Source organism: Curvibacter gracilis ATCC BAA-807, assembly GCF_000518645.1.
In the GTDB taxonomy this organism is placed as follows: Bacteria; Pseudomonadota; Gammaproteobacteria; order Burkholderiales; family Burkholderiaceae_C; genus Curvibacter; species Curvibacter gracilis.
Genome location: NZ_JADZ01000005.1, coordinates 351,846 through 371,776 on the forward strand (window position 1 = coordinate 351,846; position 19,931 = coordinate 371,776).

The following is a 19,931-nucleotide window of genomic DNA, read 5'->3' on the forward strand; positions in this document are numbered from 1 at the left end:
GTCACGGCCCCGCGAAGAACGCGGCATCCCCTCTGTCGAGGGTCTGCACCAGCAACGATCTGTCGAGGTAACGATTGCCTCGTTCGCAGGATGTCTCGGCGACCAGGCTGCACGCATGGCAGGCTGCCGCATGGAGCGAACGATCTTTCGCCGGATCGTGCTCGGAGCAAAGCGGATCGGACGAACAGATCTTCGATCGGTTCAACGCCTGCCGGAGCAGTCGCCCGAGGTTTTCGGGCTTGCCGAGATCGACGAGACCACCCAGCGTCCCATCAGAGTCAGCTGCCGCCGTATAGATGAGGATGCCCGCTTGGGGACTCGTACTCGACACGTCGGCGTAGATTCGTTCGCGGATGCTCGCTGCGTTGTAGCCGCATTCAAGCGCCAGCTCACGGATGAGAAGGTGCGAGAGCGTGTGGAGCATGGCGTACCGGATGCCGGGGTAGCCCTCGTTCGGGTCGAGGTGGCGCGAATTTCGCCATCCGCGATGACCGCCTTCGAGCATGCCGTCCACGCGCTTGACGCCGTCTTGCGCCTCCCACGTTTTCAGCGCCTGTTCGTCGAACTGGATGAAAATCCCTTCGCCGTGAACCTGATTGGCGGGAACCCAATCCGGCTTACGGAGCGCCAGGCCCGCCATCTGTGGTCGCGCGTTGGGGTCGCTCGATTCCTCGGGCGCTTCCACGCGGGTAAAGCCCAACAAGGCGTTGACCTCGCGTAGCCTTTCCAGCAGCAGCACTCTGCTGATTCGATTCTCAAAGCCGGACGGCGTGGCCACCTTCTTGCTCATGAAGTGCGGGTAGTCGGCAGGCGGATTGGCCGCCGTCAGCACCTCCCACTCCGGCCCCTTGATGTCGGCTTCACCAACGGTGTCCTGACCACCGTCGTTGCGATGGGCTTCGATGGCGGTCCAGACGTCCGATGCTGGGTACCTGTTGATGCCCGGCAAGGCCCCGGTCTTCTTCAAGGTCTTCACCGTCACCGCGACGGCGGCCTCCGAATCCAGATCGTCGAAGAACTCCCATCCGTCCTGAATCAGTTGGCCAAGCGGGTCTTTGGCCTGCGGGATGGCGAGCGCCGACAGGGTGATCGGGAACCAACTGTTCGTCGAACCCAGCAGGACCGCCCGTGCTTCCTCGTCGCACTCTTCATCGAAATGATCAAGGTGGGGATGTCTGCCTCGGCAGCTCGGCAAGTTCTCCTTCCCTAGCTTGCCAAAGGCATGCGCCATGCTGCGCGCAGCGCCACAAGCACATTTCACCCACAAATTTTCGGTTTGCAAAGAGGCACCGCTCTCAAAGAAGCTCAGCGACTCACGGCAAGTGCTGTTGCCACCATGAACGAAGTATCTCCACGGGAAATCGTCTAGATGGCCTGCTCGGCAAGCCAAGAGGAAACGCGCCGGAACGGCATCGGCATCCTTCGCGGGCTGGTCGCCCTTGGAGCCACGGCAACCCTTGTGGACGAACCGGGTTCGTTCCGGTCGGAAGCGGTTCTCTTTGATCTCGAACAGCCCTGCATCGAAGGGCGACAGCAGACCGCACTTCACGCAGCGCATCCAGCGCGGGAACGGGCGGACGGGAACACCGATGTTCGCCTCCGCCGACCACGGATCAACGAGTTCGCTCTTCTGGAATGGCGGCATGCGCAGGTTCTCCACCTGCGATCCAAGAACCTTGCGGACGGCTGCGAGCAGGCGCGGCTCGCCTATGGGCTGGCACCTGTCTTTTTCCCACTGGTCGATACCCAGCGTCACGACCGAGAGGCTCGGCAGGTCGATCAGCGCGCCTGGCCCATATGTCCAGAGCAGTTGGCTGGGGCGGACTTCGCCGACGAGTGTTTTATTCGTGGTCATGGTTAGTCCTCGTCCTTCGGCAGCAAACGCGGCTTCCACCCGTGATCGTCCGAGATGTGCCCCGTGTTCATAATCAGGCGCACGCCCGGCTCCACTTCACGCATCGACATCGGAACCGTCCAGTTGTCCCATGCATGGATGCCCGGCGACTTGACCAGCCCGACCATCGTCGCTGCCTGCGCCCCTCGCTTTTCGTAGGCCAGCTTGCGACCAGGGACGCTCACCTCCTTCGCCCATTCGTCCGCGCGCTCTTTCAGTTCGCGCTCGGCCAGATTCTTGATGGTGGTCGTCTCGCTGACGTTCCAAGCACGCCGTACCAGCACGTCGATGGCGCCGGTGATCTCGGGCTTGTCGGACTTGTCCAGCTCTCCCGCACCCACGTTCGGGCTGAAGGCGTCGTTCTCCAGTCGCATCAGTGAGAGGAGCGCGCCGGTCAGGCCGCGATCCATCGCGCGCGGGGAGAACGGTGTCACCGATTGCGCTTCCACATGCTTGTAGAAAGTCGCGTGGTAGTGCTCGAAGGTCTCGTAGTGCGAGAGGTCACGCGGACGCGCCCACGTGAGCACCGTGCAGACCAAGCCGGGGAAAGAACGGCCTACGCGACTGGTCGCCTGGATATACTCGGCCGTACCCTTGGGCTGGCCGTTCACTGCCATCAGGCCCAGCCGGTTCACGTCCACGCCGACCGACAGCATGTTGGTGGCCAGCACCACGTCGATCGCACGGGTGTCACCCTCGTTCCATTTCGTCACGTACTTCCCGGTAGCCGCATCGAGCGTGGCCTTGAACTTGACCTCCAGATCGTCGAGGTACTTCGGGATGTCCTGACTGGAAACGCGCGAGGTCAGCTCGCGGATGTTGTTGACGCTGCGCTGCGCTAGCGCGGGCCGTTCGACCATGCTCATCTGCACACGGTAGGAACGTGTCTGCACGTCGTCCTCGGCCAAACGCCGCATCCCGCCCAATTCACGCAGCGAATTGAAATAGCCGACCGTCGTCATATACGGATCGGCGGGCTCGCCGAAACGATCGAACAGTGCCTGCGCCGCCGTCAGGAAGGCCGTATAGACGCGGATCAGCATCGCGGGCCGTGAACTGCCGGGTGAACACACACCGAGATAACGGCGTCCGGGTCGCTCTTCGATCGGGCGCTGCACCGAGAAGTAGTTGTCCTCCACGTCCAAGCCGTGCGGCGGAAACACCGACACGCGCCGCATGAACACGTTGTTCACTTGTTCTTTGGCTTTGCGCACCGTCGCCGTGGACGCGACGATCTTCGGTTTGACGGTCTTTCCATCGAGCGACCACCCGCACAGTTCATCGACGGCAGATTCGTACAGACCGACCATCGTGCCCAATGGCCCGCTGATGAGGTGGAACTCGTCTTGGATGATCAGGTCGGGCGGTCGAATGGGGTTGACGGGTTTCACTGCAGCAGCAGGCAAACCCTTGGTCGCCCGGTGCCCGGTATTGCATTCGCAGCCTGGCCATAGCAAGCCGTGACGCTCGCACTCCTGGTTCACTCGACCGAACAGCGTACGCACCTGACCGCGCCACGCCATCATGGCGAACTTGTCCACGGTGGCGATCATCATCGTCGGTGGGCGGTGGTAGATCTCTTCGTCCACCGTCAGCACTGGGATACCAGGTTGCGACAACTTGCCCGATTTGCCTCGAGAGAACTCGCAGCGGCCCTTCTTGTCGCCGCAGTAGACCAGGGTGCGCCCTCGCTCCTTGTCCACATCTACTTCACGTCCCGGTGCGATGTCGGAGCCGCACCACGGACAACTGGTCAGTTGCGCGGGAGATGTTGCCCCGGCGTGGTTCCTGCCGGGATTGCGGATGTCCTCGATGGCGCGATGGCTGTCCTCGGTCGTGCCCGGCGTCACCTTGTTGCCGACCCAGAGGCCGATGGTGAAGGCTTCATGGCCCAATGACGAATCGCCACCAGCCAACGCCTCACGCCGCAATACCTCCATCGCGCAGATCAGCGCAGTTGCACGCTGGAACTGCTGCAGGGTCAGCAGACGCAAGGTGTAGCGCATGATCACGGCCAGACCACGTGAGGCGTCGTAGCCGCCAAGCTTGCCTTGCAAGCGCCGGATCGCCATCGTGAACGCCGCCACGCCCAAATAGGCTTCAGTCTTACCACCGCCGGTGGGGAACCACAACAGATCGGCATGGGATTCCATCGGCTGCACGCGATCCGCATGAGTGGGGTCGGCCAACGACGGGATCGACAGCAACAGGAACGCCAACTGGAAAGGACGCCAGCTGCGGTTCTTCGGCAGGTCGAACTGATCTACGGAAACGTCCCGGCCTCGTCGTACTTCGAGCGCATACTGGCTGCGCACACGCTGGATCGCCATCGCCTTGTTGGCGAAGCGGAAAGCCGCCAGCGCCTTCTCGTCGTTCTTCAGTGTGTCGATGCCTTGCTGCAGGCGCGCCTGGATTTCCTGACACCGATTCAGCGCCTGTGCAGCCGAGGTGTCATACCCGACCACGTCCTCGCCGATGCGGACGCGTTGCTCGGCGATCCACGCGGTGTAGTCGTTCGTCAGTACGTTCAGGGCGGCGACCAACTCATCGACGCCCAATGTGGCGAGGCGTTGCATGTCGAGCAGGCCGCTCGCCACCATCTCCTTCATCGCTGGGCGGTCTGCGGCATTGAGTCCCGGCGTCTCCGTGACCTGCACTTCGTATTGCGGCAGCACGGTGGTGCGCACTTCGGTGGCCAAGGTCACGTCGTCCGCCGTCTCGGCATGGACGGCGACGCCATGTCCAACCGCGAACTCCACGCGGTTGCGGTAGATCATTTCCAGCGATTCGCGCTCGGCATCCATGCCATCAGCGTCCAGCACGGGACGCCGGCGGAAGATGGCGCGGTTGGAAGCCTCTGCTTCCGCGCGCACGATCAGTTCTGGCTGGAACAGCCACGCGGCATCGCGGTTGCTGTCGGGCTCCTCCTGAGCGTTTATCAGGAACAGCGTTACTAAACGGTCGCCGTTGGCGTTCTTGGCACGGATAGAACCCTGTATCCGCACCGCCGGACGATTCCCGTCCGGTGCTTGATGGGGGATCACACCTTCAGCGAGCGGCAGCACCAGTTTCCCGCCGCAGGGGATGCGCTGCCAGACCTTGGCCTTCTGTCCGTTGGGACGCGTCAGCTCGTGTTCTTCATTCGGTACCCGCTCATAGCTGCCCCAGCGCACTTCTATCTCGATCCGTTGGACATCGCCATCGACGCAGAAGGTCATGCCGAAGCTGCTCGGCACCAGCGACTGATTACTGGCGGCGTCGATCTCGTCGGCAGAGTCGGACTCAGCATCGACTCGCCCGGTCGCCGTTCCAAACTCGGCACCGGGCTCGTGCTGGCCGGGCACGATCGGGTCGGCGGGTTCCTCGACCTCGTTCTCGGCCAACGGGCCATCCAGGCCTTCGATGCCTCCCTGGGCATCCTCACGCGGCGCCAGCTTGCCAACGAGATAACGATCGCGCACGCCCATGTCCACGATGCGCTCACGTGGGCCGCCCGCTGGGCCGAGTAGATCGTCTACCACGGCCAGCTGCAGCAGTTCGCGGATGTAAGTCTGATCCTTGACCACAGCTAGGCTGTCGACAGTCTGGTTCAGCGCCTTGGCAAGTGCCAAGACAAATTCTTCCCACTGGACGCGACCGACGCTTCCCGACGAAGGCGGAGCCAACGAGACGTTGGCAGCCGGCACCGGAGCGTCAGCAAGGGACATCTTGTCAAAGAAGAGCGTTGTGGTTTCGAGATCGGAACGAACCCGCAGAACGCGCCCGGCGCGAACGACCTCACCGGTGGTGTTCAGAACGAGAATCCAATCGTCCTCGGCGATGGCTTGATACAGAGAGCGATCGCCCTGCAAGATCAAGGTGTGGGGCGCGAGCCTGCGACCGGTTCCGAGACCGTGGTCGATGGCGACCCATGCATTGGGGCTTTTACTTTGTGCCTGTTCTTGCATGACGATCCTCAAACCTGAAATTCACTGGCCAAGAGCGCTGCCACACGCTCCACGGTATTAAACCCGTTGGATATCAATATCTCGGCCACATCTCGCCCAGAAATGAACAAAATTGGGTGACGATCCTCACGGACTTCCTCATATGCCTGCCGTGCGACCAGTGAAGTAGTAACCAACACACCGAACTGCCGGTGACGGATTCGAGAAATAAGGCGAGATACTTCTGTCACGCCAATCGTATTGGGCGTGAGGCCGTTTATTGGTGGCCGATAACACTTCGCCTCTAACGAAAACTCTGCATACACGGGGTCATCTGGTAGACCCAGCAAGTACCGACCGATCGCATCCCGGCCGCCATCAATCGTTCCACGAGTGATTTCATCAATGATGACCCTCGCATCGGTCATCTGATAAACACGAGCAGCGAATGCTTCAAAGGCAATTGGCGCAGCTTGGAAATGCATCCAAACGCACTCTAAAATTGACGCCTTCAAAGACGTATCGGGTATTTGCTGCTCTACCGATCGGATGACGGTTGTTGGTTCTGCAACCAGGGGGCGATAAGTGCCTGTCGCCACCCAGTCCTGCCAGGCTTTAGGTGCATTGCTCGTGTTTGCATTCCCGGCTGCCAAGTCTGCAATCCAAGCTCTCGAAACGACTGGGACATCCAAAATTGTGAACGTTGAGCGATAGTTCTGGAAACGCTGCCCATCGGTGGATTTCCAGACCGCGACCAAATCCTCAGTTGCGGACAGACCGGGAAACCCGGGAATGGCTAATCCTTTGAATTGAACTGAGCGGGATCCATTCTTGGTTGAATGCTTCTTGAAAATAAAAAAGGGGGAAACATCTAAACGACGTGATCCATCATCGTGCAGCTTCGCAAACGCGTGACGCAACACTTTGTTGCCACCAGCTCGTGTGTCATGCAACTCGTGACCAGGTGTTTTGTTGTCACCAAAATAAATGAACTTGCCGGTGTTCAAATCAAGCGAGTCTGGCCAATCTCGGTCCTCTCCCGTTGTGAACAGGACCACCCAGTTCTTACTGTTGCCTCGACCAGACACACGAAACCCGCCCATATTTCCTGACCCGGGCAGTAGCTTTGAAATTGGTTCGCCTGCGAGCTGGCCATCTGCGCCACTTTCATAAACGCAGTCAACGATCAAGTCACTTTTAGGTAGCCGGTCGTACGGCACTACTTTCATTGATGTATGCCCCCTACAGCTCGACCCGAGAGAAATGCGGATAGATACGATAGAACTTCTTGAAGACATCGAACGGGTTCTCGCCCATATTCGACATCGGCAACTCGAAACCCATCTTGGCCTGGGCATCGTCGCTCGATTCCATCGTCAGCCGCTCCAGCGTCGAGAGCGCAGGCAGATCGACCCGATGCGGCGCATCGGTTGTCGCATGGAACTCCCAAGCCTTCACCACGTCCTCAATGATCTTGTCGTTGTTCTGGCAGACCACGAGGGCCGCCGTCACCATTGCCTGCCCGTCGGCATAGTGGGTGGCCAGTGCCCAGACGATGCGGCGATCTCGAAAACTGAGGACCTCCTTTTCAACTGCCAGCTTGAGCGCATGCAGCAAACTTTTCCCGAAGTTCTCCTGCTTCATCCCGTCTGCAATCAGTCCATTCGGGAAAAGCGCACCGAGTCGCCTTTGGAATGCCTGAAGTCGCCACCCCATGAGCTCTGCCTCTGAAAGATTCCCATCTGGCCTGCCAAGAGAGCTAGGATTTGCATTCAGCGTAATCCGCAACACGCTGCCGATCGGCACTGTGCCAATGGTCCGCGCGAACCGCTCAATCTGCGAGGTGATGCTCTTAGGTTCCGCGTAGTCGAACCAGATAATCGCGGGCGAATCGAGGTCGGTTTCGTCCAAATAGTCTTCAAGACTCTTGTGGACACACTCGATCGAGGCGATGGGGCGATTGAACAGCTGGCGCTTGTGAACCTGCTCCTCTGTCTCGATGCAGGTCATCTTGGCTATGCCGAGTCGGGCGTGGATCAGCCGGAAGTCTTCGAGAAAAGGGCCGCCAAGGCCGACATAGTGATATGTTTCGAGCGCGAGTTTCGGAGCCAGCCGCATCAGCAGCGACAGAAACAGCTCCCGATCCACGGCTTTGTTGGGCCGTAACCGGTACGGCAGCGAAGATCCAGCACTCATCGTTCAGCTCCCCTGCCTCTTAGCCTTCGTGAGCTGCATCTCGAAGCATTTATCGCCGACAATGCCGGGCTTTTCGTCCGGGTCGTCAAACAGCAGCTTGGAGACGAGCCGCACTTCTTCGGCAGGACGCGAGAAAACGATCTTGCGGGACGAGGGTTTTTTTTCCTCCGGCTCCGGCAAGACCTTTGCCTTCTGCGGGTTGAATTCGATCGCGTCCGCAACCTTTCTCGTGGCGCTGCGAGTGGCAACGACCTCAATGGCACGGCTCAACGACATCGGCTTGGCAGACTCCCAATGGCTCGACTGATCGGCGCGCGGATGGTTCTTCCACTGGTTCGTGTATGAAATCCAGATGCGCATACCCTCTTTCATCTTGACGAGGGATTCCAGCCAGACGTTCGACGAGGTATCGAGTGCTCGTTTCGTCGTCGTGACCGGCAATTTGTCGGCGTGTTTGGAACGGAACTCAATGATGCCTGTGACGATGGCAAACTGCGGGTGGTAAAGCGGAATGCCGTCGCCCCAGCCCGTCAAGCGACCTTTATCTCCAACGATGACAGCACGATCGTTGCAAAGCACCGTCCAGCCCGCAGTAGCAGACGAACGGTCACGTTCGAATCCCGCATCGTCCTCCTCATCATCACCAAGACTTTTCCCCGTATTAAGGCCAACGGTGATCGAAACGAGCACACCATCTATCATCTTTTGGAAGATGTAAGGAGCCGGACTCTTCTCGTCTGCCGAAACGAGCACTTCGACACGGACAGACTCCACGGGTGTCCCGTTGAATTGCACCCTCAAGCCCAATTGGATAAACATAGTGAAATGCTCCGCGATCGCGGTGCGCACCTCGTTCTCAAAGGCTCCGTTGGCGAAGTGCCGCGAGACGCCTTCGTACAGGTCGGTGACGTAAATCGTAGTGCCGGCCTCATCAAGGCGTTCCTTTGCCTCGGTCGGTTCATTGATGGGAAGCGGGTCCCAGTTCTTGGCATCAAGCCATTCCGATGTGATCGGCACCTCGAACGTGTCCTCGCCATGCCGCGTCCGCACCAACGCGTTGCGCCCCATCTTGAAGATCGCCCGCTTCATGCCAACGCCGTACATGCCGATGGTTTCGGCATCCGAATCGCGGTCGTCGTCGGACTCGCGCCCCATCTTGAACGCGTAGTTCTTGGCAACGTCGCGCGGGATGCCACCGCAGTTGTCGGCGATAGCGAAGTGGTCTTCGGTGATTTCGATTTCCACGAAATGCTTGGCGTAATCGACGTCATTGCCGTTGGCCAACCGCATTGCGCCATCGAGACAGTTGTCGAGAAGGTCGAGGATCGCATCGGCGAGGCTGATGTCGCGCGTGAGCATCGACACGAAGAACTGCTTCGTCGGGCTCGCCTGAGCTGTGTCAGTGCTTGGTTTGGTCATGAACAATTCCTCAGTGTGTAATGCGATCTGATTGAGACAACGATCATCCGGAGTTTTTTGTCAGCCGTTCCGTGTTCATTTCGTCCTTGCTCGAAGCACTGCACGCAGCGCCGGAGAGCGCTTGCCAGATCGCCGAATATCCTTCGCGGGTGGCTCGAGCGATTGCCTCCCTCCAGCCAGATTGAGTGAAGTCTTGAACCGCGACGACCAAATCCTGCGAATAGCGCTCGTTGCTCATCAATCGCCTCCTCCGATGAACCGATAGCGGGCACCACGCCGCTCACCTTGGCGTTCGACTCTCCCGCTTGAGATCAGCTCGGCGATGGCGGTGTTCCACTGCCCATCGGTGATGCCGGTGGCTGCCAGGATATCGGCCTTGGCGAACAAGCCGTCGCGCGCACTCAAAATGCTGAGGATCGCGGCGACCGGAGTATCACCATTGGCGGCAGTCGCTATGGCGGCTTCGAAATCTAACGAGGGTTGAGTAATCGCAGCAATGGTGGTACGACCCGTGCGCGAGGCGCGGCTTGACATACGCAGACTCGTGCCGGTATGCAATCCTTGAGCGACTTCTTCTGCATGCCGCTCGTGATTCAATCTAAGTAAGCGCTTAAGGATCTCTCTTCGCGCGGACTCCGCGACGGAAAATTGGAGACCATGTACGGTTGAATGAAAATCATACTGAGGCAGTATGTCGGACCAACCATAAGCGGCAAGCACTGCGGCATTAAGCTCGACATGACGGCGCCGAAGCTCCACGATGTCGGCCTGCATTTCAGCAGGCTGATGAAACCTGCTGTAGGTCTTAGTTAGGCCCTCACCCTTGTCGAGCATCAATTTCGCTCTGAACTCAAAATATCGTCGCCCCGCTTCTTCCACGTAGACTGATACCTGTTCGGCATGTGGCCTCGCAAAGGTGGAAAAGCAGTCGCTAACCGAATACCTTAAGTCTTCGCGGAGTGTCGTACGAAATCGATCACACCAAATCTCGTGAACCGATGACTGGAGTAGTCCAAAGTGTCCAAAATCTTCCCAGAGAAAAACCACCACGCCATCAAAAGGCAAGCAACCCGTCTCCATAAACGAAACTGCGTGAAAACTTGAGACACGCCCCAACACCAATGCTCTCTTCAAACCACTAAGTGCTGCATAGAGCTCGTCTCGTCGATCCCAATGTTTCCAGAAGCAGGTTTCATGGATCTGCCGCGTGAGCTTGTCCCGCACTGGTTTCACCAATTCAGCGACGCGTGCATAAGGGAGTTCAAATAATTTGGCAGCATCTTCCGCCATATTGCCAAAGTTAATAATGAACCGCGACGGTGACGAGTCCGGCCTTTGATTGATATCTTGTGACGTTAGATAGGGCTGGATTACACCTTGATTTCTTGAATCTGCCAGAACAAACTCATTCCTCTCGTCCACGGACAAGATGAAGCCTTTACCATTTACACCGGTACCTGTAGACGCAAGACCTTTGTTCGATTCAAGCTTATAGGGCTCCCCACCCGCATCGTGATCTGTCAGGTACTCGCTAATCAGAATTACATGCGAACCGTTTAGCTTTCGTTGAGCAGCCCAGCCCCCCTTTATTATGAATATGGTCGACACTGTGACGCCCGCGCTTCCGGGCCATGGTCTATTCGTCTCTGCCCCAAAAACTACACCACCTTTTTCACATATAGACGCCAGCCCAACTTCACGATTATCACCCTCATTTATGGAGTTTGTAACGACAAGGCCAAGGATTCCAGAGCCTCGGATTACTGAAAATGCACGGAGCAGAAAGTATGCAGAGAGATCGGCAGCGCCCTTCTTTTCTGAGACTGTCTTCTTTATTGCGAATGTATATTTTTCACCATATATGGATGTGATCCGTTTCCCCCCTAGAAATGGAGGGTTCCCTACGATTGCATCAAATCCTGTGGGGTTAACGCCGCTGGCAGTAAAGACCTCAGGAAACTCCAGAGGCCAATGCAAAGGCCGACGCACGGGCTTGGCGGCGGGTACATCTGTCGAAAGAGCCTTTACCGACCTTTTGCGCATCAAAGCAAGAGTGTCATGGTCACCGTCGATCACCTGTCCGGCTTGAATGCTGAGTGTCGCAAGAGCGTTTTCATACGTTGAACCGCTCCCGCCGGTCAAAAATACCTCTCCAATAAACGCATCGGCGATCTGTTCCGATACTTCAATCCTTCTGCGCGCATCGGCATCCAAATGCGCCATTACTTCCACGTCGCGGATGTCCCGCACGGGCATCTCGCGCAATCGCTGCCGCAGTTTGATGGCCTCGTGCACTGCCCGTTCGATGTTCTGGCCGAATAGGCGCAGTTGGCCTTGGCTCGTGGGATTCATCGAAAGCTGGGTCAGTTGATCCAGTCTATAAATGCCGAGCAGGCTGTCGCCACAGCGCAGGTTGTGATCAAGGAAGCCGAAGGGCCGGCCCTTGGCCAGCGTCACTAGCCAGATGGAGAGCTTGGCCAGTTCGACAGCCAGCGGGTTCAGGTCGACGCCATAGAGACAGCGTTCGGCGATGAGGCGGCGGGCAACGATGGTGCGAGCCTCCGTGTCGTGCGGCAGCGGCTCGTTGGAGGCATCGGCATCAACCACTCGTCCATCAGCACTGACCGTTCTACTCATAGCTTCGGCTTGTGCCCACGCCTCCACCAGCCGGTCGGCCAGCCAGCGGCAGGCTTGCACGAGGAATGCGCCCGACCCCATAGCTGGGTCGCAGATCTTCAAGTCCAGCAGTTCGGCGGGCGACTTCAGCGCCCAGTCCGCGCGCGGCGTGCCTTGTGCTGGGCCTACGTAGGCGATGGGTGTGAGCGTCTCGGCAACGATGGCCTCGGTCAACGACTTCGGCGTGTAGTGGGTGCCGGTCTCGCGCCTGTCGGAACCGGTGGTGACGATGAAGGCTCTGGCGGGGTAAACCAGCGGGTAGCCCCAAGGGTCGGTGCGCACGAGATGGCCGAAGGGTTTGATGCGGTCACGCAGTGCCGTGTCGCCGTGGCAAGCCGTCAGCAGGCGGTCTGCGAGCGCATCGTCTACCGGACGCGCCAAATCATTGCGCACACGGCTGGCGGAGCTGCCGGAACGCTGCTGGAGCAGTTCGGCGAGTCGCTCGGCACCGTCCAGCCGTGCGGATTCGAGTTCGGCCAGCGTGACCCAAGGCGACTGCGCGTTTTTGGTACCGTCGAGTTCCAGCGTGAGTTCTGGGGTGCGCTGGACGGTGCGCTCCAGCAGGCCCTCATAGACATAGCCGATCTGTTCGACGTCCAGCGCCCGGTAGGACAGCGTGCGCCCCTGGAATTGCTGGATGGCTTCAAGCAGCAGCAAGACGGTGCGGTTGTCGATGGGCAGCGGCTTGGCGACGTCGGTACGCCAGGCGGAGCCTTTGGCTCGGCCCTCAAGGAAGGGGAAGCGATCCGGATCGAACAACGAGCCGCCCAGCGCAGGCAGGCGCAGGTTCTCGTGCTCAATGCCGCCGTACACAGCACGGAAGACGGCCAGCAGACGCGACCATGCGTCCCAGCGGCGCTCCAGAATATCGTCCGATTCAGCACGCAGCCGAATCCGCAGCGACGCAACGGCGTAGTTGGCCTCGTAACGTTCGTCGCCCAGGAGCAGCAGGCCGCGCTCCTCGGCGGAGAGCAGGAAGACCAGCCGCATCATCACCGTCAGCGCGGCTTCGTAGAGTTCTGCTTCCTCCACGCCGCGCAGCAACTCGCGGTCGCGGTCTTGGTCGGCCTTGTCGAGCGCCTGGATCAGCACTTCGACGGCACGCCGCACCTGCTCGCCCAAGGCGTCGGTCACTTCGTCCTGGAACTTCAGCGAGCGGTCGAACAGCGCGGGCAGCCGTTCTGACTCGTCAACGAAGAAGCGCCGGATGCCCAAGAGGTGGACGAAGGCTTGGAGGGTGACAGGTTCCTGGCCCCAGATGCGGGCATACCAGCTGGCGAAGGTAGTGACCGCGCCCAATGGCGCATCGACCAGCATCCAGCGCTCGCCATTGGTCACCAGCCCGAGGCGACAACCCTTGGCACGGCAGAGCGTCACCATGCGTTCCGCCGGTGTGCTGGCCCAGCCGTCCAGCTTCGAGGTGGCATCGAGATCGACGTCCGACCCGTAGGCGTGGACGAGCATCAGCGGCTTGTCGTCATTGCCAACGACGGCGAAATCAGGCGAGAGGCTGACTCCATGCTCGGGCAAGCTGACGTTCGAATGCGTGGAGCACCAGTCCTTGCCCTTCAGCACATCGCCACGACCGTCCTCGTCGAGCTCTAGCCCGCAAGATAAGACTTCATCGATCCATGCCGCATGCAGATCGACAAAGCGCGAATCGTCCGTTTCCTTAGCTTCGTGCCATTCGTCGTAGGCTTGGCGCAGTCGCTTGCGCTTGGCTGCATCAAGTTCTTCCAACCCCTGCGGGAAGACCTCCTTCAGGACGGGGACGGCGAGGAACGGGCCGGAAATCTCGATCAGCGAGAGCCATTCGTGGTGCATGCTCATTTGACACCTCCGACTGACTCCGGCACGAGGAAGATTACGGCTACGGGGAAGGTGCGGTCGTTGAGCTTGGCGTAGCGGGCTTCAATGGCCTGTGTTTCCATCCGGCGCTCATCGGGAATGCGGGCGAGGCGTGCTTGCAGTGCCGCGATGTCGCGGTGAAGCTGAGTGCGCTCATCCACGGTGAACAGCGAAAGCTGTTCGGGCTGCCGCTCCTTCTTCAGTTCAGACTGAATGGCCTTTTCCAGATCGTCCAGCACGGTGCCAATGTCGTCGATCTCCTGCTGCTTGCGGGTCTGAAGGGTGTTGGTCAGAAATCGGAGGCGTTCCTTCGAACGGGCATCGACGGCTTTCAGGATGGCCTCCTGCTGGCGGTCGAAGCGGGCGCGAAGTGCATCGAACAAGGATGGCGCTGCCGTGACGGGCTTGGCCTCATCCAGCCATTGCTGTACACGGGTGACGCCTTCTTCGCGCCGGAAGGATTGGTCTCGCAGGTAGCCGCCGGACACCGAAAGTTCTTCGTGCAGCCGATGGTGGTTGCCGCCGGTGACGACCAGCCGCGAGACGACGACCACGGCAGGGCCATCGATATGCGCGTCGGGCACCGTGCGGACGGTGACACGATGCAGTTTCTTTACGTCGTCCTGCGCCCAGATCTCCGCGCGCAGCAGGCGCAGACACATCTGCACCAAGCGATGATTCAAATGGACGAGCACGACATCGTCACGGCCACTGGCGACGGCGTGATCGAAGGTGATGGGCCGTATCCGATGGGTGTGCGGGTGGCGTAGTCCTTCCAGGCATCGAGACCAGGAGCCTGACAGTGCAGGCATCCGAAAAAAGCTGCCCGATGGTGCGCCATCAAGTTCGGCGGGTTCCAGCGGCGGGCGGCCCGCCAGCGCGAGGCCGGTCTTCACGGCCATCAAGACGTGGTCGGGCGTGAGGTGGAAGTCCTGCTGGGTGGTGAGCAAACGCTCGTGCAGCTTGGCGACGCGCTCTTTCAACTCGCGTTCGGCGCGAACGAAGTTCTTGGCTCGGGCGATCCGCGCTTCGGCGAGACGGGTGTCCAAATCCCTCAGCGAGCCTTCGATTAGGCCGGACATCTGCGGCGCGATGACCGGATTGACGCTGCCCATGTCGGCACGCATCGAATCCAGCTTCCGCAAGGCGCGCAAGATGTCCTCGCCATGGCCGCCGACCGACGCGCCACCCGCGTCGCCGCCATCGACCGGGTGCCAGATCAGCACTTCCTTTTCGCGCTGGCCGTGGCGGTCGATACGCCCGTTGCGCTGCTCCATCACGTTGGGGTTGTAGGGAATCTCCAGGTGGATGAGCCGATTGCAGTGGTTCTGCAGGTCGATGCCTTCCGACGCTGCGTCGGTGGCGAGCAGGATGCGAACGGGAGAATCTTGCGGCGAGGCTTGGAACGCCGCCTTGATCGGCTCCCGCTCTTCTTGCGAGAGTCCCCCATGGAGCTGGGCGAGGCGTTCACCGCCGAAACCGTGACTGGCGAGGATTTGATGTATCCACTGATGCGTGGTGCGGTACTCGGTGAACAGGATCACCCGGCGGTCGTTCCACTGACCGTCCGGTTTGAGGTTGGCCGTGAGCCAGTCGAGGATGGCCTTGGCCTTCGAGTCGGCCTGATTCCGGGCGCGTTGCGCCCATGCCTTCAGTTCGTCCAACATTCCACGCTGCTCCGCCGTCAGTGGCGAGGCACGGCGTGTCGCTTCCTCGACGGCTTCGGCTTGGGCGTTCTCGACCTCCCGATCGTCGGCGTAGTCCTCGTCGGCTTTCAGAATGGCCTTGTACAGAATGCGATCGGCCATCGTATCCGGCTTCGCGGGCCGAGCTTCGGACAGCGATGCGATGTGCTTCTCAATCGTGGATGCGAATGCCGCTGGCGACGAGAGTAGGCGCTTCTTGAGGAGGCGGTTCACGAAGGCGGTGCCGAAACCGTTGCCAGCTTTCCCCGCGTCCTTCTCGCGGCTGACACAGTAATCGTCCAGCTTGCGATGAATCTCGCGCTCTTCCGCCGTGTACGGAACTTCGAGCGCCTGCAAGGTACGGCGGGCATACAAAGGGTTGCCCTCCGCATCGACCAGATCGCTCTTCAGGCGACGGATCATCACCTGACTCAGGCGCTTCTCGTCGGGGAGGATGTTGCGCGCGAAACGCTGGTCGTCGAGCAGTTCCAACAGCGAGGTGAACGATTCGGTGTAGCCGTTGTGAGGCGTGGCAGTCAGGAACAGGCGATGCTGGAAGTGTGGGCCAATGGCGCGGACGAAACGCGTGCGCTGACTCTCCAGCGCGTAATGCGCGCCTGCGGCGGGCGCGACGTTGTGCGCCTCATCCACGACCAGCAGGTCGAACTTGCGGGGGTGGCCGACATGCGGAGGGATCACGTCGCGCATGGCACGCAGGCCTTCGCCGCCTTTGGCCCAATCCATCGACGTGATGAGGCGCGGATGCGACGTCCACGGGTTGGCGTGAATGCCGCGCTCGCGCCGCAACTGCTTGATGTAGTCGGTGTCCACCACGCGGAAGTCTAGGCCGAACTTCTCCAGCATCTCGACTCGCCACTTCTCCTGAAGCGACGCTGGGCAGACGATCAGGACTGTGCGCGCGCGATGCCGCAGTAGCAATTCCTGGATGACCAGCCCGGCTTCGATGGTCTTGCCCAGGCCGACATCGTCGGCAATGAGCAGATTGACGCGAGCCATGTCGATGGCGCGCACCAGAGGATCGAGTTGGAAGTCCTCAATGCTGACGCCGCTACGGAACGGCGCTTGGAGAAATCCCCGATCGGCATTGGTGGCCGCACCCCATCGCACGGCGTCGAGGAACGCGTCGAGTGTGTCGGAGTCGTCCTGCCCCGCGACCGAAGGCAGTCCAGCCCGCTCAATGACCTGAGCGCCCGGCTCAATCTCCCAGATGACTTGAAGTTCTTCGCCGAGACCGTCCTCGTCAATCGACGACAGCGTCACGCAGTGTTGAGGCGTACCGGTATCGAGTCCGGCGACATCTATGTCGGCTACGACCCACTGACGGCGGCGCACTTCGACGAGTTGCCCTGGCTCGGGGCGAGCGCGATAAGCGTGTAACCCATGTTCCGTCTTGACGCTCATTTAGAGGTCTTCTCCCATTTATGCGTTTTGGTTCTAGTTTGCCATAGGGCCACGCCCGTCCGACGCTACAAAGTGAACGAAGGAACCCGTCAGACGGGAATCCGAACCATCTACGCTACGGAGACTACTGCCATCAGACGACCTGTGTTTGATAGCCGGCAGTCCGAAGACATTTCCAACGACTTACCGGGCCGCAAACAAAGACAGATGTTGGTTGATGCTTCGAGCAATGGCACGACCGAGATCAACCGGAACCGCGTTGCCAATCAACCGACCGAGCACCTTGAAACTCACTTCTCCATCTTGCGGGATGAACGCATAGTCGCGTGGAAAACTCTGCAAGATCGCCGCCTCCCGCAGAGAGATTGCTCGATCCTGCTCGGGGTGGCCGAAGCGCCCATTGCCGAAGCCGTAGCATTGGGTCGTCATTGTCGGCGCGGGCTTGTCCCATTCCATGCGTCCGTAAACACCCGGATACGTTCGCCCGCTTTCGGCTTGATGGCACTTAGCTACCAAGTCCTTGGGCCAGTCGCGCCAAGTGCCGCCGGGCTTAGAAACTTTGATGCGTTTGAGGTTCTTCTCAGACAAGGTCGAGGTGACATGCAATTTGTCTCGCGGGGCAGATTCGCCGGCACTGAGAGGTCGCAAACGACCGATGGCCTGCTTCACGGTTTTCGGCTTCTCGTGGGTCGGCGCGATCATCTGAATGTCTCCGTGCTTGGAGGCGAGTAGAACCATCCGTCGTCGCATCTGCGGCACGCCATAACGGGAGCTATCGACGACGTCGTACCAAACTTTGTAGCCTAGTCGCTCCAACGTATCCACGAAATCGTGAAACACCTCGTGCTTGGCGACGGTCGGCACATTCTCCATCGTGATGACGTCCGGCAGGGAGCCTTGGGCGAGACGCGCGAACTGATACAGAAGGCCCCACTTGCCGTCCTTCCCATCCAATTCGTAACGCTGGGCGTAGGTCGAAAAAGGTTGGCAAGGCGCACAGCCCGCCAAAATGGTCAAGTCCGCGTCACCAAACAGCTCATTAAGTTCATTGGTCGTGACCTTGCTGATGTCACGTTCGAGGAATCGGGCACCACCATTGTTTGCCGTGTATGGGAAGTGGCAGGCGGGATCGAGATCAATGCCTGCGACGACGGGAAGCCCCTCTAATTTGAAGCCATGCGTCAACCCACCCGCGCCGCAGAATAGATCGACACAAGCAATATTTTTCTTCATGTCAACTCTCTTGTTTTCGTTTAGAACGCTGCATGAGAAGGCGGTCGAAACCGACAGAAGCCAAGTTTTTCATAACTTTTATCGACATTCGTTTTCCGCTGCACCACCTGAGCGCCCCCCGGCGACTTCTTCGGTTTCGAATTTTGTAAGTCGGCCGATTCGATTGGCAGACATATTCCAGACCCCGCGAGGCTGGGCGCTGATCGACCACAAATCCAACCCAGGCAACGGCGCCCGCGATGTGACCCTGGCCCAGGAGCGCTGCCCCAACTGGGCCGCCTACGCCCAGGCTCTGCAAGCCACGGGCCTACCAGTGCGAGAGCAGGATTGTACTTACCGGTGGGGGCACAGGTATTACAGGTGCAACCTGGGTTAATTGGCATGATCTGGCAAGCCATAGTCTTGCCCTTTTACTCTTGATGCAACCTGTGCAGTCCAAAAGTCTTCAGGGTACAAAACTGCCATTTTTGCCAGCGACCCCGATGGGAGCATGCGAGATCAAAACAGAAGACGAGCCGCCCTGGGGCAGCTCATGCTGGCAATTTTCGGGCTGCGCCTACAGCGTCAAATCCCTGTTTGCGACCTGCCATCACCGCAACATCGGGCAGATTTTGTGCCGCACTGGTGATCTGCTTAGCCTTGGCAGGCGAGTAGGCGACCTTAGACATCGCGCTACGTGCACGGGCCATGGCGACGTCAGAAATCGACATCACCGGCTTAGGCAAAGTTTGAGCGTGCTTCATCACTGTACTTTCTTGAAGAGGTATGGTACCGCGTCACCGTCTGACTGTCGAGTGAGACCGAAGTTCTGCTCATAGAACTCGATCAAGATAGGATCAGGGTCGCAGACTCGCACCTCTGCGAGTTCAAAGTAGGCGGCAAGGGCTTCCGCATACTGAATAGCAATCCGTGCGGCGCTGCCCTTTAGGGCGATGGCATCCAGCTTACGCTCCAAATATTCGATGCTGACACAACCTGCCTCAATACTGATCGTGCCGTAGCAGACAGCCCCAAAGTCTCCCCCAACGGACACGGCAAACATCCATGCCGCCTTCTGACGCTTGACGCGCTTGTGGAACAGGGTTTCCCAGTCCCATTCCACCCACCGCTCCGGGTCCTGGGGATGAAAAACTTGCCCAAGCTGCCTTGCCAGCGGTGCGTCAACCATGTTCAGCTGCAAGATGGGATCCGGAAACTCGCTAGCAAGCTGTTCATTCATCACCGCCAGAGTCGCGAAGCATGCCTCCTTCAGGCTTTGCCAGCTGTGTATCTCATTGTCGTCTGTCATTCAAAGCTTCTCGTACCTGTCCGAACTGGATCGAGGGTACACGACAGACCACCCAAAACCCATCCTCCACCGCCGATTCGAGTGCAATTCAGGGATTCAAACTGGTACACTGAACTGGTACACTTCGCACTCGTTTAAATTCAATAACCTGTTGTTTTTATTGAATTTTCCAAAAACAACACAGTCTCCCGCCCTCTCCGCCAAATGCAAACCCAAGTGACTCACGTCACTTGGGTTTTTTTGTGGGCAAACACATCCAAGGTGCAGCTCCGCACACGGCGCCCCCATCAGGCCATCTCGCCAAAAGGGCCACAGGCGCAGATGCCTGGCCGGCCGCTTCCGCG

At 59.3% G+C, this 19,931-nt stretch carries 11 protein-coding genes; all 11 read right to left on the minus strand.

All coding sequences use genetic code 11. From position 1 onward, the window contains the following. Window position 1: 1 nt before the first annotated feature. Entirely contained in the window at window positions 2–1,855 is a 1,854-nt protein-coding gene (drmB, locus tag L880_RS0104415; protein WP_027474642.1) for a DUF1998 domain-containing protein, read from the minus strand. Between the two features lie 2 nt (window positions 1,856–1,857). Further along, entirely contained in the window at window positions 1,858–5,841 is a 3,984-nt protein-coding gene (drmA, locus tag L880_RS0104420) for a DISARM system helicase DrmA (protein ID WP_027474643.1), read from the minus strand. An 8-nt stretch (window positions 5,842–5,849) separates the two neighbouring features. Beyond that, entirely contained in the window at window positions 5,850–7,049 is a 1,200-nt protein-coding gene (locus tag L880_RS34820; protein ID WP_084460995.1) for a restriction endonuclease, read from the minus strand. Window positions 7,050–7,062: 13 nt separating this feature from the next. Continuing rightward, entirely contained in the window at window positions 7,063–8,016 is a 954-nt protein-coding gene (locus L880_RS0104425; protein ID WP_027474644.1) for an O-methyltransferase, read from the minus strand. 3 nt (window positions 8,017–8,019) lie between these two features. After that, complete coding sequence (locus L880_RS0104430; protein WP_043328519.1) at window positions 8,020–9,435, minus strand: ATP-binding protein; 1,416 nt, start codon at window positions 9,433–9,435, stop codon at window positions 8,020–8,022. 43 nt (window positions 9,436–9,478) lie between these two features. Continuing rightward, window positions 9,479–9,673 (minus strand): hypothetical protein, encoded by a 195-nt coding sequence (locus L880_RS35460; RefSeq protein ID WP_157462573.1) that lies wholly within the window; start codon window positions 9,671–9,673, stop codon window positions 9,479–9,481. Further along, window positions 9,673–13,941: an Eco57I restriction-modification methylase domain-containing protein gene (locus tag L880_RS0104435; protein WP_027474646.1), complete on the minus strand. Its 4,269-nt coding sequence runs from the start codon at window positions 13,939–13,941 to the stop codon at window positions 9,673–9,675. Before L880_RS0104435 ends, L880_RS35460 begins: the two co-directional genes overlap by 1 nt. Beyond that, window positions 13,938–17,066 (minus strand): DISARM system SNF2-like helicase DrmD, encoded by a 3,129-nt coding sequence (gene drmD, locus L880_RS0104440; protein WP_027474647.1) that lies wholly within the window; start codon window positions 17,064–17,066, stop codon window positions 13,938–13,940. The genes L880_RS0104435 and drmD overlap by 4 nt, the downstream gene beginning before the upstream one ends. A 183-nt stretch (window positions 17,067–17,249) precedes the next feature. After that, the gene (locus L880_RS0104445) at window positions 17,250–18,299 is read right to left on the minus strand and encodes a DNA cytosine methyltransferase (protein WP_027474648.1); all 1,050 of its coding nucleotides are present in this window, start codon (window positions 18,297–18,299) and stop codon (window positions 17,250–17,252) included. Between the two features lie 530 nt (window positions 18,300–18,829). Then, window positions 18,830–19,042, minus strand: coding sequence for a hypothetical protein (locus L880_RS35465; RefSeq protein ID WP_157462575.1), 213 nt, complete (start codon window positions 19,040–19,042; stop codon window positions 18,830–18,832). Continuing rightward, a complete protein-coding gene (locus L880_RS0104450) occupies window positions 19,042–19,587 on the minus strand; it encodes a hypothetical protein (RefSeq protein WP_027474649.1) in 546 nt (181 codons plus the stop codon). Before L880_RS0104450 ends, L880_RS35465 begins: the two co-directional genes overlap by 1 nt. Window positions 19,588–19,931: the final 344 nt, after the last annotated feature.

Bases quoted from the DNA above. Each gene is read 5' to 3' on its own strand.
- drmA (WP_027474643.1), bottom strand. From the start codon at position 5,841: ATGCAAGAACAGGCACAAAGTAAAAGCCCCAATGCATGGGTCGCCATC.
- L880_RS35460 (WP_157462573.1), bottom strand. From the start codon at position 9,673: ATGAGCAACGAGCGCTATTCGCAGGATTTGGTCGTCGCGGTTCAAGAC.
- L880_RS0104445 (WP_027474648.1), bottom strand. From the start codon at position 18,299: ATGAAGAAAAATATTGCTTGTGTCGATCTATTCTGCGGCGCGGGTGGG.
- L880_RS0104450 (WP_027474649.1), bottom strand. From the start codon at position 19,587: ATGACAGACGACAATGAGATACACAGCTGGCAAAGCCTGAAGGAGGCA.
- L880_RS0104425 (WP_027474644.1), bottom strand. From the start codon at position 8,016: ATGAGTGCTGGATCTTCGCTGCCGTACCGGTTACGGCCCAACAAAGCC.
- drmB (WP_027474642.1), bottom strand. From the start codon at position 1,855: ATGACCACGAATAAAACACTCGTCGGCGAAGTCCGCCCCAGCCAACTG.
- L880_RS34820 (WP_084460995.1), bottom strand. From the start codon at position 7,049: ATGAAAGTAGTGCCGTACGACCGGCTACCTAAAAGTGACTTGATCGTT.
- drmD (WP_027474647.1), bottom strand. From the start codon at position 17,066: ATGAGCGTCAAGACGGAACATGGGTTACACGCTTATCGCGCTCGCCCC.
- L880_RS0104435 (WP_027474646.1), bottom strand. From the start codon at position 13,941: ATGAGCATGCACCACGAATGGCTCTCGCTGATCGAGATTTCCGGCCCG.
- L880_RS35465 (WP_157462575.1), bottom strand. From the start codon at position 19,042: ATGAAGCACGCTCAAACTTTGCCTAAGCCGGTGATGTCGATTTCTGAC.
- L880_RS0104430 (WP_043328519.1), bottom strand. From the start codon at position 9,435: ATGACCAAACCAAGCACTGACACAGCTCAGGCGAGCCCGACGAAGCAG.